Below are 19099 nucleotides of genomic sequence, written 5' to 3'. Positions count from 1 at the left end.
TTTACTTTAAGCTATTTAAATAAGCGATTAAAGCAACGATTTCTTTAATCTCGCCCCTAGCAAAAGCATCTTTTACCTCTTGATTTTTCATTTGATCAACTATAGCTTGTGCTTCGGCTTTTATTTCAGCTTGTGCTTCTTCCCAAGTACCTAACTTGGTTCCATTTTCAGTATCATAAGGGACATTAAACACTTTTTTAACAGTTAAAGCTTCTGCATAAGCAGTTTCCATGTCGGCATTGTTTTTAAACATATGCTTATAAGCAGGCATAATAGAATTTGGAACAACTGAAACAGGATCCCACATATGGTTTTCATGCCAGTCTGTAGTTCTATAATTTCCAACACGCATTAAATCAGGACCTGTTCTTTTTGAACCCCAAAGAAAAGGTCTATCATAAGCAAATTCGCCACTGACAGAATACATACCATAACGATCAGTTTCAGATTTAAAAGGACGAATAAGCTGTGAATGACAAGCATTACAGCTATCTTTGATATAAATTTGGCGTCCTGCAAGCTGTAAAACTGTATAAGGCTTCTTTCCTTCTATAGGTCTTGCATTTTCTGCAAAATTTGGCAGCACTTCAATAATCCCAGCATAAGCAATCACAATAAAAACAGCGACAGCAAAAAAGAATGGATTTTTTTCTAACCAACTAAACATTTTCTCTCCTTTTTATGCAGCCATAGGCGAAGCGCTTTTTGGCTCTTTATCAAGCACTTTTCCACAAGCAATTGATTTATAAATATTATAAGTAAACATGAAAAATCCTATAAGATATAATAAACCACCAATTGCCCTAATCCAATAATAAGGTATAATAGCTACAACAGTGTCAATAAAGCTGTAAAGCAAGTTGCCGTATTCATCTGTAGCTCTCCACATCATACCTTGAGTGATACCTGCTATCCACATAGAAGCAAAATAAAGCACTATACCTGTAGTTTGAATCCAAAATTGTGCTTCCATTAAAGATTTGCTATAAAGCTCTCTTCTAAATATTCTAGGAGTCATATGATAAAGTGCTGCCATAGTCATAAAACCAACCCAACCTAAAGTTCCATCATGAACATGTCCTGGAATCCAATCTGTAAAGTGAGCTAGAGCATTTACTGATTTAATTGAAAGAATTGGGCCTTCAAGTGTTGAGAACATATAGAAAGTTGATGCTAAAATCATAAATTTAATCAAAGGACTTTCACGAAGTTGACTCCATTCACCCTTCATAGTAAGTAAGATATTTATCGCTGAACCCCAAGAAGGTAAAATCAATACTACAGAGAAAACCGAACCCATAGTTTGCATCCAATCAGGCACAGTTGAATAAATCAAGTGATGTCCACCTGCCCAAAGATAAACAAACATCAAGCCCCAAAACGCAAATAAAGAAAGTTTATAAGAGAAAATCGGTTGACCGCTTTCTTTTGGTAAGAAATAATAAATTTGAGCAATAATACCCACAGTAAATACAAAAGCAACCGCATTGTGCCCATACCACCATTGAACTAAAGCATCATTTGTCCCTGCATACATAGATACACTATGCCACCATTTACCCATTTCTGCAACAAAATAAGTTGGAACTGCCATATTGTTAAAAAGATAAAGCATAGCAATACCTAAAAATGTAGCTATGTAATACCAAAGAGAAATATAAAGGGTTTTTTCACGGCGAATTCCAATAAGTCCAAAAATGCTTACACCCCATAAAACCCAAATAAGCACAACAAGAATATCTAAAGGCCACTCAAGTTCAGCATACTCTTTAGAGGTACTTACACCTGCAAATAAAGAAATTACAGCTACAATCATGGTAATCATATAAAGCCAAAAATGAAGCTTGCCTATAGCCATTAGAAATTTGGATTCAGCCATACTTACTTTAAGAACACGCTGTCCTATATAATACCAAGTTGCCCAAATCCCTGAAAGCATAAAACCAAAAATCACACCAGAAGTATGAAGCGGTCTAAGTCTTGAAAAAGTAGCATATTCGCCTGCTAAATAGTTTAGATTAGGATATGCCATTTGAAAAGCTATAAGAGTTCCTATAGCCATACCTACAATCCCGAACAATATAGTCGCAAACATAAAGTATTTTGCAACTGTATAGTCGTAATTTAATGCATTACCTGGGTGCATCGACTTTCTCCTTAAAATTTTTAAGATAACAAGTTTATATTATAGACTATTAATTATACATTTTTTCTTAAAGCCAATATTTTTGTTAATCATTTGTTATTTTTTATATTTTAAAGAATTTTTTTATCCTAATTTTCTATATTGATTTTATATCCCAAACCTGGAACATTTTTAATAAATTTTTCTCCAACTTTATCTCTTACTCTTTTTATAAAAGTTCTAACCGCAGTATCGCTAACATGCTCACCTATCCAAACATTCTTCTTAATATCTTCATGCAATACCAAAACCCCAGGCTGCTTTAAAAGCAATGAAATAAAAGCAAGCTCTTTTTTGGTTAAAACAATTTCTTGTCCTTTATGAATTAATATTCTTTTAGTCTTATTGAATTGATACTCTTTAGAAATATCAACAAGCGCGTTAGTTTCTATCTTTTCACCCACTAAATAATCCAAAACTTTAAAAAGTTCATCTACATCTACAGGTTTGATTAAATATTTATCTATACCTATATCAATAGAACGCAACAATCTTTCTTTTTCCGAATAAGCACTGAGCACTACAATAGGAACATCATTTGCTATTTCTTTAATTTCTTTTGCCATATCAAGCCCATCCATGATAGGCATAGCAATATCTGTAATAATCAAATCGGGCTTAAATTTTTTAAATTTCTTTAAACCCTCATCACCATTTTGTGCACCTATTACCTTGCTGTAACGAGAAGATAAAACATTAACAAGCGATTCTCTAATTTTTACTTCATCTTCTACAACCAATATAACCAATTCTTTCATAATTTAATTCCCCTCTTGCAACTTTAAATATATCTCAAAACAAGCACCATCTTTTATATTTTTAACTTGAATTTTTCCACCAAAACTCTCTACGATTTGCTTGCTGATGTAAAGTCCCGCTCCTATACCTTGACTAGGATGTTTAGTTGTAATATAGGGTTGAAAAATTTTGTCTAAAATATCTTCATCAACCCCGCCTGCATTATCCTTAACCTTGACTTTAATATAATTTTTTCCAAATTTGGAAAAACTAAATATAATATTTTTTACTTTTTGAGTCTTAAATGCCTCTATGGAATTTATAATTAAATTTAAAAAAACTCTCATTAGGCCATTCTCATGCGCTATAACTCTATAATCTGTTTTTGAGATTATTCGAGTATTAACTTGATGTTTTTCTATGGTTTCAAAAGCAATGCCAATTACCTTATTTAAAATTTCTCTTAAAGAAACATGATTTTTTTCGTTTTCATTATTTTTAAATAAAGTTCTAAAAATATCAATTGTTTCTGACATATTTTTTATCGTACTTTTAGATTGTAGATAAATTTCGGTAAAACCCTTCTCATCTTGAACATTTTGTTTCATTTGAAACATAGCAATACCAAGCTCATTTAGAGGTTGTCTCCACTGATGTGCAATATCGCTAATCATCTGCTCTATAGAAGAATTTAAAATTTCTTTATAAATCTTTTTTGTATCTTTCTCATTTTTTTCTAAAGCAACTTTAAGCTTATACTCAAAATCTTTGCTTAGTTTTGCAAATTCTTCCTTGCGCTCTTTAGCTGTCTTTTCAAGATTTACACTAATTTCACGCAATTTCGCATGATTTAATACAAGTTCTTCATTTAATTTAAAAGAATTGCTAATATCATAAGATAAAGCAATAATTTCATTTAAATCACCCTTATTATCTACAATAGGAATTAAAAATGCGTCAAGATAAAAAGTTTTGCCTAGCTTATCGACATTTTTAAAAACCACCCAATAAGCTTCTTTTTGCCAAAGTTTTCCTAAAAGTTGATTGATATAACTTTCTTTAACATCAGGATGTTTTAAAATAAAATGATGCTTTCCAATCAACTCTTTTTTACTATAACCACTTATCTTGCAAAATTTTTCACTTGCATCGATAATTATACCTTGCAAATTGATCTTAAAGAAAATTGTCTTTTTTTCTATTACTTTTAAAACTTGCTCGGCAACTGAATTTGCCATTTAAAAAGCCTTAAAACCCATATAAGCTAAACCTATTCCATAAGCTACAATAATGAAATAAGATAAATAATTAAATACTTTTTTCAAAAATACACCCAAATATTGTGATATTTTGACAAAAAAAAGCATTGCTGGAAGGGTTGAAAGACCAAAAACTAGCATAACCAAAATGCTTTCTGTAACATTTTGCCTACTCATTGCATTCGCTAGAAAAAAATACACCAAACCACAAGGAACAAACCCATTAGCAAAACCTAAAATCATTGCCGATTTTACACCCTTAAAACCCATAGATTTTTTAATAATCTTTTTTATAAAATACTCAAAAAAAGCGCGATTTTCGATAAAAGCAAGGATTTTACCTCTAAAAATTAAAGAAAAACCTAAAATTACCATAAACACACCGAGTATAAAAAAGGATAAGCTTTGAATTTTGGCATTTATAGCTAATAAATTTCCAAATATCCCAAAGATTATTCCCAATAAAATATAAGAAAAAATTCTAAATAATTGATAAATAAAAGTTAATAAAAACAAATTTTTGTGGGTTGAATTTAAATTCATAAAAGCTAAAATAAATCCCCCACACATAGAATAGCAATGCCCAAAGCTCGATAAAAAGGCTACACTAAATATAGCCAAAAAGTCAAAATTTAGAGGAAGGAAATTCACATTAAATTCATAAATTCTTTAAAAATATATTTACTTTCGTGCGGACCTGATGAACTTTCAGGATGGTGCTGCACCGAAATAATAGGATAGTCTTTATACCTTACACCCTCGACATTATCTCCAAAAAGATTTCTATGCGTTATAATTGCTACTTCGCAAAGCTCTTCAGGAACATTATAATTATGGTTTTGAGCAGTGATTTCAACACTTTTGTTTTCTAAGTTGATCACAGGATGATTAGCTCCGTGTTGTCCAAATTTCATTTTATAAGTTTCATATCCAAAAGCATTACTTAAAAGCTGATGCCCTAAACAAATTCCAAGCATAGGAATTTTAGCCTCGGCTAATTTTTTAATTTCAGCAATTTCTTGTTTTAAAATTTTTGGCTCTCCTGGTCCATTTGAAAGAAATACACCTTGAATTTGACCTTTTTGATAAAGCTTGATAAGTTCTTTTGCTTTGGTATTATAAGGAAAAACTTCTACTTCTAAACCCACTTCCACAAGCTCATTGAGAATGTTTGCTTTCACACCATAATCAATAACAGCAACTTTTTTTGTATTTTTTTTAGCCTTATTGTAACTTTGGGTAGCATTATTCCAAACTCCATGTTTGTGAGCGTAGGATTTTTTAGTACTTACTTCTTTTACAAAATTAATCTCATCTATTTTTGCAGATTTTTCCAAAGCTGCTTTTAATTCTTCTTTGCTAGAGATTTCAGTTGAGATAACTGCTCTTAAATTTCCGCTGTCTCTTAACATTTTTACCAAATAGCGAGTGTCTAGTCCATAAACTCCTATTTTTCCATGTTCTTCTAAGTATTCTTGTAAGCTTTTTTGAGCACGAAAATTAGAAAAAGTAGGGCTTAATTCTCTCATCAAAACGCCACTTGCAAAAATTTCCTTGCTTTCATTATCATTTTCATTGGTTCCCACTATACCAATTTCTGGCATAGAAAATACGATAAATTGCCCTGCATAAGAAGGATCAGATATTATCTCTTGATAACCTGTTAAAGAAGTATTAAATACAAGCTCGCCAAAAAAAGTTCCACCCTTGCCAAAAGCCTTAGCAGTTAAAAAAATATCATTTTCTATATAAATATAAGCTTTCATAATTTAAAACATTCCTTTTTTTCTAAGCTCTTCTTGGTAAAGTTTTTCAAAAATAAGCTCATATTCTTCGCTACCTGGAATAGGTTTTGTTTTATAATTGCTTATTTTTTCATAAACCTCATCTTCTAATTTTTCATAAATTTTAAGATAGTCATCTATGCTAGAAAAAATTAAATTTTTCACTCTATTTTCGCTTACCACAAAATTAATATAATCATTTTCTATAAGTTCTTCTAAAATTCTATGCGCTAAATGATTGTGTCTATCTTCAGAATTTAAAATCACACCAAATTCAGGAGCTAATTTTTTCTTAACAAGCCAAAACATATTTTTACGATCTACTTGCATAAGCTCCATTTCATCTTCTTGTTGTTCTAAAAGCTCTTTAACTCTTTCATCTAGCTTTCTTTCATTCATAAGATCATCTTCTAAAATTTGTTTAATGCAAGGGTTTAACTTTTCAATATTGTCTTTAATTTCAACAAAAGAGGAATGTGCAATATCTAACATTATTTTATTTGTAATATAAGGTATATGTGGCAATTTTATACGCATTTTCAAGCCTTTTCACTAATAATTTTGAAATAATAATATATTTTTGGTAAAAGAATGTTAAAAAATTAAATTTTTAATTGCTTTTATTATTATCCATATTTTTTAGCAATAAGGTCAATTCGCTCGCTTTTGCAGGATCCATTTTAGAAAGCACTCCTGAAATTTTTCTAGACTCTAAAGATAGCATGATTTTACTCGCATCTTCAGCATCCATTTGGGTTAAAACATCAGCTATTGCAGTATCTTTCATTTGCGAATAAATTTCTTTAACCCTACCTTGAGTTTTATCATTGATTGAATTTAAAATCTTTTGTTGTTCTTCTACAAGCCTTGCGTTTTCAAGCTTTAATTCTTCAATTTTTGCCAAAGTTGCATTAACCTCAGCCTCTTTTTTTTCTAAATTTTCAAGCCTTTCTTTTTGCAAAGCTTCAAAAGAGGCTTTATAAGCTTCTAAAGATTGTCTTGCTTCATCAAATTCTCTAGTTTGCAATTCAATTTGAGCTTTTCTAGCTTCAAAATACTGCTCACAATCTTGTTCAGCTCCAAAAACTACACTTGAAATAAAAACTAACAATATAAATTTTTTAATCATCTTTTTCTCCTTTGAAAAAACGACTGATTGCAATTTCATCTAAAAATTTTTCTTCAGCCTTGGCAAGTTCTTTTTGCTTTTGTTTAATTTCCTCGGCTTCTAAAACCTTCATTTTTTCATAATCTAAATGTGCTTTTTGATATAAAAACTGATAATGATTCATTTCTTTTTTAGAAAGTTCTACTTTCTCCTTAGCTCTTGCCAAAGCCTCGCGTCCTACTTGTACCATACTTAAATTCGATCTTAACTCTGCTATAGATCCTGATTTTGGCAATACGCCTAAACTTTCACACTCTTGGCGTGAAAGTTCATAAGCTTTTTCATGTTCAAGCTGTCTTTGTTTGGCTTGATTAAGATTTGATTCTGCTTTATCAAGTTGTTGTTTTCTTACCTTTACAACAGAATTATATTTACTTTTCATAAGATGATAGTATCATCTCTTTCAGGGCTAGTAGAAATATACTTTACCTTAACCCCTGCAAGCTCTTCAAGTCTTGCTATATATTTTTTAGCATTTTCTGGCAATAAATCATAATCTTTTATACCAAAAACTTTATCCCAACCATCTATTTCTTCATAAATAGGTTGAACATTTTCTAAATCGCTTGGTATATAGTCGATTTCCATGCCCTTATATTCATAAGCACGACAAATTTTTATCTTTTCAAAACCATCTAAAACATCAAGCTTCATCAAAGATAAAGCATCAAGACCATTAAGTCTTGCTGTATATCTTACAGCAACTGCATCAAACCATCCACAGCGTCTTTTACGTCCCGTGCTTACGCCAATTTCTTTTCCAATTTGCGCAATTTTTTCTCCATCTTCACCCTTATCCTCAGTAGGAAAAGCTCCATTTCCCACACGCGTTGTATAAGCTTTTACAATACCTATAATATTTCCCGCTTCTTTAGGATTTAACCCGAGTCCTGTTAAAGCGCCTGCTGAAATAGTACTTGAGCTTGTAACATAAGGATAAGTTCCATGATCAATATCAAGCATAGAGCCCTGAGCGCCTTCTAAAAGCACTTTTTTATCCTCATCCAAAGCTTTCCAAAGCATTCTTGTAGTATCGGTTATAAACGGAGTTAAAATCTCATTGAAGCGTTTTAAATCACTAAGTAATTCATCTGAATCAGGAATTTCAATCCCTAAAAATTCTAAATAATTTTTATTTGCTTCAAAATCTTTCATTAAAGCATTGTGAAGTCTTTGAGGATCTAAAAGCTCTCCTACTCTATGTCCGGTACGGTTAATTTTATCTGCATAAGAAGGTCCTATACCTTTACCTGTCGTACCTATAGCATCTTTACCTTTGAGTTTTTCTTTAGCAATATCTATCAAAGAATGGTGCTTTAAATTTAAATGTGCTCTATCGCTAATATACAATCTGCCTTTTAAATTTTCAAATTGAGCCATTTCAGCGATTAAAACTTCAGGAGATACCACAACTCCATTGCCAATCACATTAATACACCTTGAATGCAAAACACCACTTGGCATAAGATGAAGTGCGTATCTTACACCATTTACCCAAATGGTATGTCCTGCATTATGCCCCCCTGCACTGCGACACACATAGTCATAATTTTCACATAATTTATCTACTACTTTGCCTTTACCTTCATCACCCCATTGAATTCCAACAATAATATCTGCTTTACTCATTATTTTCCTTAAATTTTACGGCGAGAAGATGAGAGAATCGAACTCCCCAAAGAATAGTCAACTACCCTTTCATCTGATTTGAAGTCAGTGACGATCACCAGATACGCTAATCTTCCAAAGTTATAATTATAGCTATTTTTAAATGAAAAACAAAATAAATTTTCAAAATTTTATCAAAGCATCACTGATTTTTGACTTTAATTTAAAATTAGGTTATAATCTCACTCTTTTTTTAGCATCAAGGTTTGATGATTACGGTATTTAGGAACTTCTTTGAATTCTTTCAAACAAAAATATTTAATCAATTTTTGGGATAATTCCCGTGCTATGATAACACTTGGAATTTTAAGTGCAGTATACTTTGGAATTTTTGGTGGTGTTTGGGCTGTTACGGGAGAAATGACGCGTTGGGGTGGAGAATTTTTAGAGCTTTTAGGTATGGATTTGAATGGATATTCTTATTATCAAAAGCAAAATTTAAATGGTACTCCTTTAACGAGAACCGATGGAATCATGCTTATAGGCATGTTTATAGGTTGTTTAGTAGCCGCACTTTTAGCCAACAAAGTCAAATTTCGCTTACCCGCTAGCAATATAAGAATCTTTCAAGCTATAGTAGGTGGAATTCTTTCAGGCTATGGCGCAAGACTTGCCTTTGGGTGTAACTTGGCAAACTTTTTTACAGGCTTGCCTTATTTTTCACTGCATACTTGGTTTTTTGGTGTTTTTATGGTTTTGGGAATTTATCTTGGTGTAAAACTTTGTAACACTTCCTTTTTTAAACCTAAAGCAAAATTACAATGTGCAAATAAAGAAAACATTCCTTTGCTCAAACAAAACTCGCGTGCGAAATTTCATTTTGTTTTAGGTAGTATTCTTTTTGTAGCATTTTTAATATGGGTGTTTTATCTTGTGCTTGTTAATGGCAATATAAGCACACAAAGCAAACAAAGTCTTTTAGCTTTAGCACTCATTTTTGGCTTTGCGTTTGGTTTTATCATCTCCAGAGGACAAATTTGTTTTACTGCTTGTTTTAGAGATTTATTCTTATTTGGTAGGGAAAATGCTATAAAAGGCGCTTTAATCGGTATGATAATCGCTTCTTTGATCGCTTTTGCTTTCATCTTACATGGACACAATAGCAAACTCATCGAACTCTCTCCTGCTGTGGCTATTGGGGCATTTTTATTTGGTTTTGGTATAGTTTTCGCAGGGGGTTGTGAATGCGGATGGACTTATCGTGCTTGCGAGGGACAAAGTCATTTTATGATAGTGGGTATTGCAAACATCATAGGAACGATGATTTTGGCTCTAACTTATGACTTTTTACCTAGCGCTTTCAAAGAGGGCGTAAAAATTAACTTGCTCAATGAATTTGGAAATTTGGGTGGGTTTTTCATAAATCTAGCTCTTTTTATTTTAATGTTTGCTTGTGTTTTATTTTATAAAAAACACTTCTTTCAAAAACTAAATCAAAAAGGATAAAAAATGAAAATTACTTATACTTTAAATTTAGAAGGTGAAGCTTGTCCTTATCCTGCTATTGCTACGCTAGATGCCTTGCCGCAACTTAAAAGCGGAGAAATCCTAGAAGTGCTTTGCGATTGTCCACAAAGTATCAATTCTATACCTCAAGATGCAAAAAATCGTGGTTTTAAAATTCTTGAAATCGATCAAAATGGTCCCACACTTCGGTTCTTAATCCAAAAGCCTTAAATTTGGCTCCAAATTTAAAGAGTTGATAAACTTTTGCTCTAGTTTTAATTTTAAAAGCTGGGGCAAAAAATTTCATTTTGAGATAAAAAAGTAGGAAATTTGGAGGATATTTAAACAAATATCCTCATTTTCTAAAAAATCTTAAAGTTCTTTTAACATTCTTTCATATGCAGCTTTAGTTCCTGGGCGTACTTGAGTAAGTAAGCTTGCAATGATTATCACTGCTGAAGCAGCTACAAAGCCTGGAACTATTTCATAAATAGGGAAATTAAAGAGTTCTGCTAAATAATTTTTCCAAAGAACAACCATAACAGCTCCTGTTATCATACCTAAAATCGCTCCTATTCTTGTCATTCTGCTCCAAAATAAAGAAAAAAGCATTACAGAACCAAAACTTGCTCCAAATCCTGCCCATGCATAAGCTACAATACTTAAAACACTTGATTCTTTATCTGTTGAAATCACAAAAGCAACCAATGCTACCAGTAAAACGCCTATTCTTCCCAAATTCATCACAGTTTTATTAGATGCTTCTTTGTTGAAAATTCTTTTATAAAAATCCTCTGCTATGGTAGAGCTTGATACAAGAAGTTGTGAACTTGCAGTACTCATAATAGCAGCCAAAATAGCACTGAGTAAAATACCTGCTATCCATGGATTAAATAAAAGTTGCGACATTACAATAAAGATTTTTTCAGGATCTTGAAGAGTAAGCTCAAATTTATGCACATAAGCTATCCCTAAAAGACCTATAAAGCAAGCACCTATCAAGGAAATCACCATCCAAGAAATTCCTACAAAGGTAGCCGCAGGAATATCCTTAGTAGAGCGAATAGACATAAAGCGCACCAAAATGTGAGGTTGTCCAAAATATCCCAAGCCCCAAGCAAGTGCAGAAACAATGCTTAATGCTCCTATACCCTCACCCATGGATAAAGCATTAGGCTTAATTTCTTCTATAACAGCCATAGCCTCACCAAAACCACCTAAATGATAAAGCATAACAGCAGGAACAACGATCAATGCACCCATCATTAAAAGTCCTTGAAGCAAATCCGTCCAACAAACTGCTTTATATCCGCCTAAAAAAGTATAAGCAACGATAATAAGCGTCCCAGTAGTAAGCGCATATTCATATCTTATACCAAAAGTTGCTTCAAATAATTTTGCTCCACCCACAAGTCCTGATGAAACATAAAAGGTAAAAAATATCAAAATGACAATCGCACAAACTATACGCAAAATATGCTTATCATCATCAAATCTTGTTTCGAAATAATCAGGTATTGTAATAGAATTTGCAATCACACTTGTATAAATTCTAAGTCTTTTTGCTACAAAACTCCAATTCAATAAAGCTCCGATGCTAAGTCCTATAGCAATATAACTCTCTATAAGTCCACTTGCATACAAAGCCCCTGGCAAACCCATTAAAAGCCAACCGCTCATATCAGAAGCCCCTGCGCTTAGTGCAGAAACTACAGGACCTAAAGAACGCCCACCTAGGAAATAATCCTCTGTATTTTTATTTTGCCTATAAAAATAAAAACCTATATAAAGCATTAAAGCAGCATATGCCACAAACATTATCGCTATGGGGGTATTAATTTGAACTGTTTCCATTTTTACTCCTTGGTTTAATGATTTAACGCTCTAATGCCTAAATTTCCATAGCGATGGAAAGATACACTTAAAGCTTTTTCGTTGTGATAAAATAAAAGCTCAAAACGACCATTTAATAATGGTTTTTCTCTGATAATAATCTTAGCTTCTTTTGCCGCTTCTTGATAAATTTCATCTTCCACACTCACTTTTCCATGATAGCGAATTCTCTCAAAATTCTTCAATCTTGAAACAAATTGAGCTTTGCTTTCATTTGTGATTTCAAGGTTTAGATTTATAGCTTTGCAAAGTTCTTTTACTAAAGAAATTTTATCGTTTTCTTCATAGCTCACGCTCAATGGGATATTTAAGATATTGGCTGCAATGATAACTCCTAAAATATCTTGCAAATTATCATTCTCACACACTCTAAAAGCTAAATTTTTAATCTTAGTATAAGAAAAGAGATTATCCTCGCCGCGTATATTGACATAATCTTTTGAAACACTGAATTCATTTCTGTAATGATACGCATAAGATTTTGCCATCAAAATAGCATTGTTTAAAGCTTTTTTATTTTCTTCATTTGTGCCAAGATCTATTTTTTCTAAAGTTTTAACAAATTCGTTATTGAGCAAATTCTCATCAGCTTCACTTGTGCTTATATCTAAAAACTGGGTTATGTAATTATAAATTCCCACTTTTCTACCAAAACCTATAGCAGATTTTTTCACCCCACCAAAAGGCTGACGAAGTACTATAGCTCCTGTTGTAGGTTTATTGATATAGATATTTCCTGCTTCTATATGAGTGTGAAAATACTCCCATTCTCTTTCATCTAAGCTCTCAAATCCTGCAGTAAGACCATAGCCTGTTGAATTGACTATCTCTATAGCTTCTTTTAAATCTTTTGCTTTCATTACACTTAAAATCGGTACAAAAAGCTCATTCATATGAGTGAAATCACCTTTTTTGGTGCCGTATTTTATCCCTGGAGTCATCAAATAAGGATTGTTTTCTAAAAATTGAGGTTTTAAAGCCCATTCTTCATAAGGCGCTAGTTCATTTAAGGCTTTTTCTACTTTAGCACTAGGCTTATCTGCTAATGTGCCTAATTTATTTTTAAATTCAAAAGGATTTCCTACAGCCATAGAAGCAGCTGCATCTACTAAAGTCTTTTTAAATTCTTCATCTTCATAAACTTCTTCCTCTAAAACAAGCAAAGAAGTAGCCGAGCATTTTTGACCGCTGTTGCTAAAAGCAGAATGGATAATATTTTTAATCGCGCTGTCACGATCTGCAAATTTAGAAACAATCGTAGCATTTTTTCCACCCGTTTCAGCACTTAAAAGCAAGGTAGGATTTGCTTTAAGCATAGCATAAGCCGTATCTTCTCCACCTGTAAGAATAGAGAATTTCACTGCTTCATCAACAAGTAAATATTTAGAAATATCGCTTCCTTTTGAAGGTAAGAAAATTAAAGCATCTTTGCTAATTCCTGCATCCCAAAAACATTTACAAAGCATATAGCCTGTTAAAGTTGAAAGCGAAGAAGGCTTGTAAATTACGACATTGCCCGCTGCTAATGGTGCTGCTATGGTTCCAACTGAAATACCTATAGGGAAATTCCAAGGAGCTATGGTTACTCCTATACCTTTAGGGCTAAATTGAGTATTTTTATTTTGCTCTCTTAAAACCTTTAAAGAATGTGGATAAAATTCAGTAAAATCAATAGCCTCACTTACTTCAGGATCAATTTCTAAGAAAGTTTTTCCTACTTCAAGTGCAGCCAAACCTATCAAATCCCCACGACGCTCTCTCATCAAATTTGCAGCCTTAGCTAAAATAGCATGAATTTCATCAAAACTTGTATTTTTAAAATTAGAATTTTTAGCTACTTTAAGAGCTTTTTTGATTTCATTTTCGCCTGCTAAATAAGCTTTTCCTATCATTCTATCTTTGATTTTATCTTTAACTTCTAAAATATTTAAAGTATTTTTATCAAATTCCAAATCTCCGATTACAGGCATTACATCATAATTTTCTAAATTTTCATATTTAGCTCTTATGACTTTAGCCCATGCTCTATTTTGTGGCAAAATAAAATCCGTATCGCTTTCGTTATTAAACATTCCACTTTCATAAGCACTTACTATATTTGGAGCTTTGTTTCTATCTTGGGTGCGGTGTGTGCTATTATCAAGCGTTTTAATTCCTTCTAAAGATTTTAAGAAAAGTTCTTTTTGCACATTCCAGTTATTATCCCCAACTTTGAGATTGAAAAAATATCTCATGAAATTATCTTCGCTTGTATTTTCATCAAGGCGTCTTACAAGATAAGCAATGGCATTATTAAAATGTGCTTCATCACAAACAGGTGCATAAAGAATTAAATCATGCATTTTAGATAATTCATAAGAACATTGCAAACTCATACCTTCAAGCATTTCAAAAGTGAAAGAATCAAGAGCTCCTGCTTCACTGATGCGTGTGTAAGCATAAGCGATTTCAAAGATATTGTGGCTTGCGATACCTACATTGATATATTTATAATTATCTCCCTCTAAAACAAAATCTAGCATTTTGTTGTAGTTACTATCTGTGTCTATTTTTTTATAAAAAGTAGGAAGCTCCCATCCTCTTTGACTTGCGATCGTCTCTTCGCTTTCCATATTTGCACCTTTTACAAAGCGAATTTTAATAGGCTTCATTCCTTTTAAAACTCTTTCTTTTGAAAAGGCAAAAAGTTTTTTAAGGTACTCATAAGAATCAGGTATGTAAGCTTGTAAAACAATACCTGCTTTAATATCAAATTTAGACACACTTTCCATAAAGGCAGCAACGGTTAGTTCCAAATCTCTAAATTCTTCCATGTCAAGATTGATAAATTTACTCACACCCTGCTTTTTTTCTTCTTCTAAGGCTAAAGCATAAAGATGATCAAGTCTTTTAACCACTTCATCCTTGGAGTATTCAAAGTCAATAATATTAATTTGTGAAAAAATAGTAGTGATTTTAATCGAAATATAAGTAATATAGCTTGATTTTAAAGCTTCTTCATATTTTTGAATGCGGTATTTGCTTTCTGCTTCGCCTAAAACCTCTTCGCCAATTAAATTCACATTTAAAGTGATATTATCTTGATCTTTTCTTTTGCGCATATGAGGTTCTAAAACACTAGGATTTGCATCCAAAACCATAGCTTTAGTATCTTCTCTTAAATGTTTTACAAAAAATGGCACACTTAAATTAGGTGCGAATTTACCAAAATTTAAAAAGCTAAAGAGTAAGAATTTCTCAAAGGCACTAAAAAAATCTGCTATACCATACTTATTTAAAGTATGTTCGATAAGCTCAAAACTTGCTCTTTTATCTTTACATCTAAAAGAACGGTCAAGCAATTCGATCAGCATGACTTTATTTTCAGGATTATTAAGAAGCTTTTGCATTTTAGCATGGAATTCTTTTTCAGAATTCGAAATGTTTGCTTCTATTTTTCCTTGTAATTCTTCAGCTAAAGCTAAGGACTTTTGTATCATTTTTACATCTCCTAAGGATAAAATAGTATTCTAAATGAAAATGATATTACAGATAAAATAAAAATGATATTTTAAATTTTAAAAAATGTATAAAAAAAGATTAAAAAAAGTTTTTATGAGTATATAAGTAACAAAAATTAAGAAAATATAAATCTATCATCTTGTTTAGCTACTGCTTTGGCAACAATTTTAGCTTTAATATTTTCATCTTCTAAAGCCTTAAGACATTCTAAAGCTTTTTTCTCTTCTATAGCGATTAAGAGTCCTCCTGAAGTTTGAGGATCACAAAGCAGCAAATCTTCCTCATTTAAACCAGGGTAAAACTCTTGAATGAAATCTAAATTTTTATAAGCTCCACCAGGAATCAAACCCATATCAAAATATTCTTTCACACCCTCTAAATAAGGAAGTTCATTTTTAAAAACTGTAAATGAAATGCTATCATTTAACATCTCTCTTAAATGTCCTAAAAAACCGAAACCTGTAACATCGCTCATGGCATTAACCCCGAAACGAAGTGCAATTTGACTGGATTTATAATTTAAATCCATCATGCTTTCAAGCATACGATCTAAATGTTTTTCTTCTAACATTTGAGCTTTTAAAGCTGTACTTAAAATACCCGTCCCTAGAGGCTTGGTTAAAAGAATCAAATCCCCTTCTTTAGCGGTATTATTAGCAATAAATTTTTTAGGGTGTACCTTTCCTGTTACACTAAGTCCAAAGAAAAGCTCACCACTTTCTATAGTATGTCCACCCACGATAATGCCACCACATTCTTGAACCTTGTCATTTGCACCTTGTAATAATTCTTGCAAGACATTTAATTCATGATGGCAAGTATCAAAACCCACTATATTTAAAGCATTAATCACCTCTGCACCCATAGCAAACACATCACTTAAGGCATTGGCTGCAGCAATAGCACCAAAATGATAAGCACTATCTACTATAGGTGTGATGAAATCAAGCGTTTGCACTAAGGCTAATTCAGGACTAATTTGAAAAACACTTGCGTCTTCATTATTGCCGATATCACTGAGTAAAGCTGGGCTTGTTTGCATGAAATTTAAAATTGTTTTAAGACCACCCGGGCTTAATTTCGCTGCTCAACCTGCTGCTTTTACAAAGTGCGTTAGATTCTGGTTTTTGTATTCCATATTTTCCTTATAAAGTGATGATTTTTGCCTTGCCACAAAGCTCATTTAAAATCTCATAAGCATTGCCAATGCTTCCTATCTTAAGCTCCTTGCTCTTTCCAAAAAATTCTAAACAAGCTCCACAGCTTATAATCTCAACACCTAATTTTTCAAGTTCTTTCATTGCTAAATGAGCCCTATGGTTCTCATCTACATTGATAAAAACACTTTCATTGACACAAAGAATTTTACTTGGGATATTTTCTACATTTTTTAAAGTACTTAAAAAACCTACAAGTAAATTTTCTCCTAATTTGCCATCGCCTACTTTGTCTGTCTTTAAAAATAAAACATTGTATTCATCTGTACTAGCCTTGGAAAAATCAAGTTCTTGTTTTTTTACTCTTATATAAAATTCATTATTATTTTCTTCAATATCAGCATGCAAATTCAAAGAAGTTAAAAATTTCAAAACATTATTTTTAGAAATAACAGAATTTAACACAATTTCTAAAATTTCATTATTTTGAAGATTTTGGAGTGCTTTTTTTGTCTCAACAATAGGCTTAGGACACTCGAGATTTCTACAATCAATTCTCATTATTTCTCCTTCATTTAATAAACAAAATAATAATACTTTCTTGCTTTTTTTGTCTTTAAATCAAGGAAATATGCAAGTTTATTAAAATTACTTGCATTTAAAATTACAAAACCAAACCTAGCAATTATTTTTTATGCTTAAAAAATAATTCTTTAAAACGCTTATTGGCATATTCTTCGATATCTTTTTGCAAAGTAGCGTAATTTTCCATAAGTTCCATAGCCCTTGGTGTAAGTTTGGTGCCTGACTCTTTAGAGCGACCCTGTCTTGAACTTACTAAAATTTCTTGAGAATTTTTTTGTAAAACTTGTAAATGCATCCAAGCTTTTTTATAATTTATCCCCATAAGTTTTGAAGCATGAAGCAAACTTCCTGTTTGCCCTATGAGTTCTAAAAGCTCGGTTTTTCCTTTTCCAAAAAGCAAATCTCCGTCTGCATTTTCTATCCAAGTCTTAGTCCTAACTACAAACTGCTTGCCTTTTTTTTCTTTAAAACAACCAAGTTGGCAATATTTTACATCGATTTTATATGCTTTTAAAGCAGAACGCATTGATTTTAATCCGCAACCCTCTTTGGCAATATTTCTTGCATCTTTACAAAAAATTCTACGCTTTTCATCTAAGCTAGGCTCTACCTTTCTTAAAACTTCTATTTTTGCTTTTTCAAAATCAAGATGGCCAAATTGCCCAAGCTCACAATTATCAATGCGAATTCCATTGATATCTGCTATTTTGCCTATCTCTTCTATAGCTACATCAAATTTTTTAGCGATTTTAAAAGCCGTTCCGCAATCAAGCTTTTCATTGCTATTTAAAAGCTCTTTCATATAAGCTAGTATTTTTTTATTTTTATCCATTGATTCTATTTTCTCCACTATAAATATTGATATTTTCACCCCTTGCAAAGCCACAAAGTGTTAAATCAAATTTTCTTGCTATCATGACACCTAAACAAGTAGGAGCTGTGCGTGAAACAAGAACAGGAATTTTGTGCATCACTGCCTTAGCCACCATTTCAGAACTAAGCCTACCACTAACCATTAAAAAGCATTTGCTAAGCTCTACTCCCGCAAGTCTTGCCTTTCCTAGAGCTTTATCTATGGTATTGTGTTGGGCTATATCCTCGCCTATAAAAAAGGTATCTTTATCGACAAAAAGTTTGGCTGTGTGCACGCAACCTGTTTTTTCATAAAGATCGCATTGAGTATAAAATTCACTCATTTGTTTTAAAATTTCATCTTTATTAAATTTTGCCTCACTTGTAATTTTACTTGCTTCTATACTTTGTGGGTCAATATTGGCTGTATGAGCTCTACCACAACCACTTATCACCACACCTTCAGCATTGAGTTTAGCTAAATTTTCTTTATCAATCTTGGCTTTAATATGCACACTCATGCCATCATCTTTAGTTTCTATGCTTTCTATATCAGACACCTTAGCAATGATATTTTCACTCATCAAATACCCCACCGCCAAAGCTTGCTCATCTACAGGAGTTGCCATTAAAGCGCCTACTTTTTCATCATTGATAAAAATTTCAAGCTTGATTTCACGCACTAAAGTATCATCACAAGTAAATAAATCTTTGCCTTTATATTTTAAAATTTGAGTTGTAAATAAGGATTCCATCATCTTCTCTTTAATATAAATTAAAATTATAAAAGTATTATATCAAAAAAATATAATTATAAGTAATATATGAAAAAATAGGCATTTCATTTTATGCATTTTTGATAA

18 protein-coding genes and 1 tRNA gene are annotated in these 19099 nt (G+C 32.0%); 2 read left to right on the top strand and 17 right to left on the bottom strand.

The genetic code is table 11. The features are described from left to right. Position 1 precedes the first annotated feature (1 nt). The 11 genes from ccoO to FOC43_RS00125 all read right to left on the bottom strand — a co-directional run bounded on the left by ccoO (position 2) and on the right by FOC43_RS00125 (position 8879). Positions 2-667, bottom strand: a complete 666-nt coding sequence (ccoO, locus tag FOC43_RS00175; RefSeq protein WP_002779332.1) for a cytochrome-c oxidase, cbb3-type subunit II — start codon at positions 665-667, stop codon at positions 2-4. A 12-nt stretch (positions 668-679) separates the two neighbouring features. After that, positions 680-2146: a cytochrome-c oxidase, cbb3-type subunit I gene (gene ccoN, locus FOC43_RS00170; protein ID WP_002779333.1), complete on the bottom strand. Its 1467-nt coding sequence runs from the start codon at positions 2144-2146 to the stop codon at positions 680-682. 128 nt (positions 2147-2274) lie between these two features. Then, positions 2275-2943, bottom strand: a complete 669-nt coding sequence (bumR, locus tag FOC43_RS00165) for a butyrate response regulator transcription factor BumR (protein WP_002779334.1) — start codon at positions 2941-2943, stop codon at positions 2275-2277. Between the two features lie 3 nt (positions 2944-2946). Further along, the gene (gene bumS, locus FOC43_RS00160) at positions 2947-4161 is read right to left on the bottom strand and encodes a butyrate sensor histidiine kinase-like phosphatase BumS (protein WP_002779335.1); all 1215 of its coding nucleotides are present in this window, start codon (positions 4159-4161) and stop codon (positions 2947-2949) included. Continuing rightward, on the bottom strand, positions 4162-4833 hold the full coding sequence (locus FOC43_RS00155) for a sulfite exporter TauE/SafE family protein (RefSeq protein WP_002781185.1): 672 nt from the start codon (positions 4831-4833) through the stop codon (positions 4162-4164). It lies immediately after the preceding gene. Then, a complete protein-coding gene (gene carA / locus FOC43_RS00150; protein ID WP_004284348.1) occupies positions 4830-5948 on the bottom strand; it encodes a glutamine-hydrolyzing carbamoyl-phosphate synthase small subunit in 1119 nt (372 codons plus the stop codon). Before carA ends, FOC43_RS00155 begins: the two co-directional genes overlap by 4 nt. A 3-nt stretch (positions 5949-5951) precedes the next feature. Then, the gene (locus FOC43_RS00145) at positions 5952-6503 is read right to left on the bottom strand and encodes a DUF507 family protein (RefSeq protein WP_002781187.1); all 552 of its coding nucleotides are present in this window, start codon (positions 6501-6503) and stop codon (positions 5952-5954) included. A 73-nt stretch (positions 6504-6576) separates the two neighbouring features. Further along, entirely contained in the window at positions 6577-7095 is a 519-nt protein-coding gene (locus tag FOC43_RS00140) for a MotE family protein (protein WP_002797494.1), read from the bottom strand. Then, positions 7088-7516 carry a flagellar export protein FliJ gene (locus FOC43_RS00135; protein WP_004284351.1) on the bottom strand — a complete coding sequence of 143 codons (429 nt, stop codon included), beginning with the start codon at positions 7514-7516 and terminating at the stop codon, positions 7088-7090. The genes FOC43_RS00140 and FOC43_RS00135 overlap by 8 nt, the downstream gene beginning before the upstream one ends. Then, entirely contained in the window at positions 7513-8763 is a 1251-nt protein-coding gene (locus tag FOC43_RS00130) for an adenylosuccinate synthase (RefSeq protein ID WP_002781189.1), read from the bottom strand. Before FOC43_RS00130 ends, FOC43_RS00135 begins: the two co-directional genes overlap by 4 nt. 21 nt (positions 8764-8784) lie before the next feature. Then, positions 8785-8879 (bottom strand) — tRNA-Sec (locus FOC43_RS00125). Positions 8880-9036: 157 nt separating this feature from the next. Between FOC43_RS00125 and yedE the strand changes: the two genes are divergently transcribed. Both yedE and yedF (FOC43_RS00115) read left to right on the top strand, forming a co-directional pair. Continuing rightward, the gene (gene yedE / locus FOC43_RS00120; RefSeq protein WP_002781190.1) at positions 9037-10248 is read left to right on the top strand and encodes a selenium metabolism membrane protein YedE/FdhT; all 1212 of its coding nucleotides are present in this window, start codon (positions 9037-9039) and stop codon (positions 10246-10248) included. Between the two features lie 3 nt (positions 10249-10251). Further along, on the top strand, positions 10252-10479 hold the full coding sequence (yedF, locus tag FOC43_RS00115; RefSeq protein WP_002779343.1) for a sulfurtransferase-like selenium metabolism protein YedF: 228 nt from the start codon (positions 10252-10254) through the stop codon (positions 10477-10479). A 141-nt stretch (positions 10480-10620) separates the two neighbouring features. Here yedF (FOC43_RS00115) and putP read toward each other — a convergent pair whose 3' ends face one another. The 6 genes from putP to fdhD all read right to left on the bottom strand — a co-directional run bounded on the left by putP (position 10621) and on the right by fdhD (position 18991). Further along, on the bottom strand, positions 10621-12102 hold the full coding sequence (putP, locus tag FOC43_RS00110) for a sodium/proline symporter PutP (RefSeq protein ID WP_002779345.1): 1482 nt from the start codon (positions 12100-12102) through the stop codon (positions 10621-10623). 14 nt (positions 12103-12116) lie between these two features. After that, positions 12117-15620 carry a proline dehydrogenase family protein gene (locus FOC43_RS00105; protein WP_002779346.1) on the bottom strand — a complete coding sequence of 1168 codons (3504 nt, stop codon included), beginning with the start codon at positions 15618-15620 and terminating at the stop codon, positions 12117-12119. Positions 15621-15757: 137 nt separating this feature from the next. Next, complete coding sequence (selD, locus tag FOC43_RS00100; protein ID WP_079254392.1) at positions 15758-16780, bottom strand: selenide, water dikinase SelD; 1023 nt, start codon at positions 16778-16780, stop codon at positions 15758-15760. A gap of 7 nt (positions 16781-16787) precedes the next feature. After that, a complete protein-coding gene (gene yedF / locus FOC43_RS00095) occupies positions 16788-17360 on the bottom strand; it encodes a sulfurtransferase-like selenium metabolism protein YedF (protein WP_002779348.1) in 573 nt (190 codons plus the stop codon). Between the two features lie 124 nt (positions 17361-17484). Next, positions 17485-18216, bottom strand: coding sequence for a winged helix-turn-helix domain-containing protein (locus FOC43_RS00090; RefSeq protein ID WP_002779349.1), 732 nt, complete (start codon positions 18214-18216; stop codon positions 17485-17487). Beyond that, positions 18209-18991, bottom strand: coding sequence for a formate dehydrogenase accessory sulfurtransferase FdhD (gene fdhD / locus FOC43_RS00085; protein ID WP_002779350.1), 783 nt, complete (start codon positions 18989-18991; stop codon positions 18209-18211). The genes FOC43_RS00090 and fdhD overlap by 8 nt, the downstream gene beginning before the upstream one ends. Positions 18992-19099 lie beyond the last annotated feature (108 nt).

Origin of the sequence: Campylobacter coli (assembly GCF_009730395.1) — a bacterium.
Taxonomy (GTDB): Bacteria; Campylobacterota; Campylobacteria; order Campylobacterales; family Campylobacteraceae; genus Campylobacter_D; species Campylobacter_D coli.
This window is presented reverse-complemented; position numbering and strand designations above follow the sequence as displayed.

What these genes read in the sequence shown, in the direction of transcription:
- bumS (WP_002779335.1), bottom strand. Translation starts at nt 4,161, where the DNA reads ATGGCAAATTCAGTTGCCGAGCAAGTTTTAAAAGTAATAGAAAAAAAG.
- bumR (WP_002779334.1), bottom strand. Translation starts at nt 2,943, where the DNA reads ATGAAAGAATTGGTTATATTGGTTGTAGAAGATGAAGTAAAAATTAGA.
- ccoO (WP_002779332.1), bottom strand. Translation starts at nt 667, where the DNA reads ATGTTTAGTTGGTTAGAAAAAAATCCATTCTTTTTTGCTGTCGCTGTT.
- FOC43_RS00090 (WP_002779349.1), bottom strand. Translation starts at nt 18,216, where the DNA reads ATGGATAAAAATAAAAAAATACTAGCTTATATGAAAGAGCTTTTAAAT.
- FOC43_RS00140 (WP_002797494.1), bottom strand. Translation starts at nt 7,095, where the DNA reads ATGATTAAAAAATTTATATTGTTAGTTTTTATTTCAAGTGTAGTTTTT.
- yedF (WP_002779348.1), bottom strand. Translation starts at nt 17,360, where the DNA reads ATGAGAATTGATTGTAGAAATCTCGAGTGTCCTAAGCCTATTGTTGAG.
- FOC43_RS00135 (WP_004284351.1), bottom strand. Translation starts at nt 7,516, where the DNA reads ATGAAAAGTAAATATAATTCTGTTGTAAAGGTAAGAAAACAACAACTT.
- FOC43_RS00145 (WP_002781187.1), bottom strand. Translation starts at nt 6,503, where the DNA reads ATGCGTATAAAATTGCCACATATACCTTATATTACAAATAAAATAATG.
- ccoN (WP_002779333.1), bottom strand. Translation starts at nt 2,146, where the DNA reads ATGCACCCAGGTAATGCATTAAATTACGACTATACAGTTGCAAAATAC.
- fdhD (WP_002779350.1), bottom strand. Translation starts at nt 18,991, where the DNA reads ATGGAATCCTTATTTACAACTCAAATTTTAAAATATAAAGGCAAAGAT.
- yedF (WP_002779343.1), top strand. Translation starts at nt 10,252, where the DNA reads ATGAAAATTACTTATACTTTAAATTTAGAAGGTGAAGCTTGTCCTTAT.
- carA (WP_004284348.1), bottom strand. Translation starts at nt 5,948, where the DNA reads ATGAAAGCTTATATTTATATAGAAAATGATATTTTTTTAACTGCTAAG.
- FOC43_RS00105 (WP_002779346.1), bottom strand. Translation starts at nt 15,620, where the DNA reads ATGATACAAAAGTCCTTAGCTTTAGCTGAAGAATTACAAGGAAAAATA.
- FOC43_RS00130 (WP_002781189.1), bottom strand. Translation starts at nt 8,763, where the DNA reads ATGAGTAAAGCAGATATTATTGTTGGAATTCAATGGGGTGATGAAGGT.
- putP (WP_002779345.1), bottom strand. Translation starts at nt 12,102, where the DNA reads ATGGAAACAGTTCAAATTAATACCCCCATAGCGATAATGTTTGTGGCA.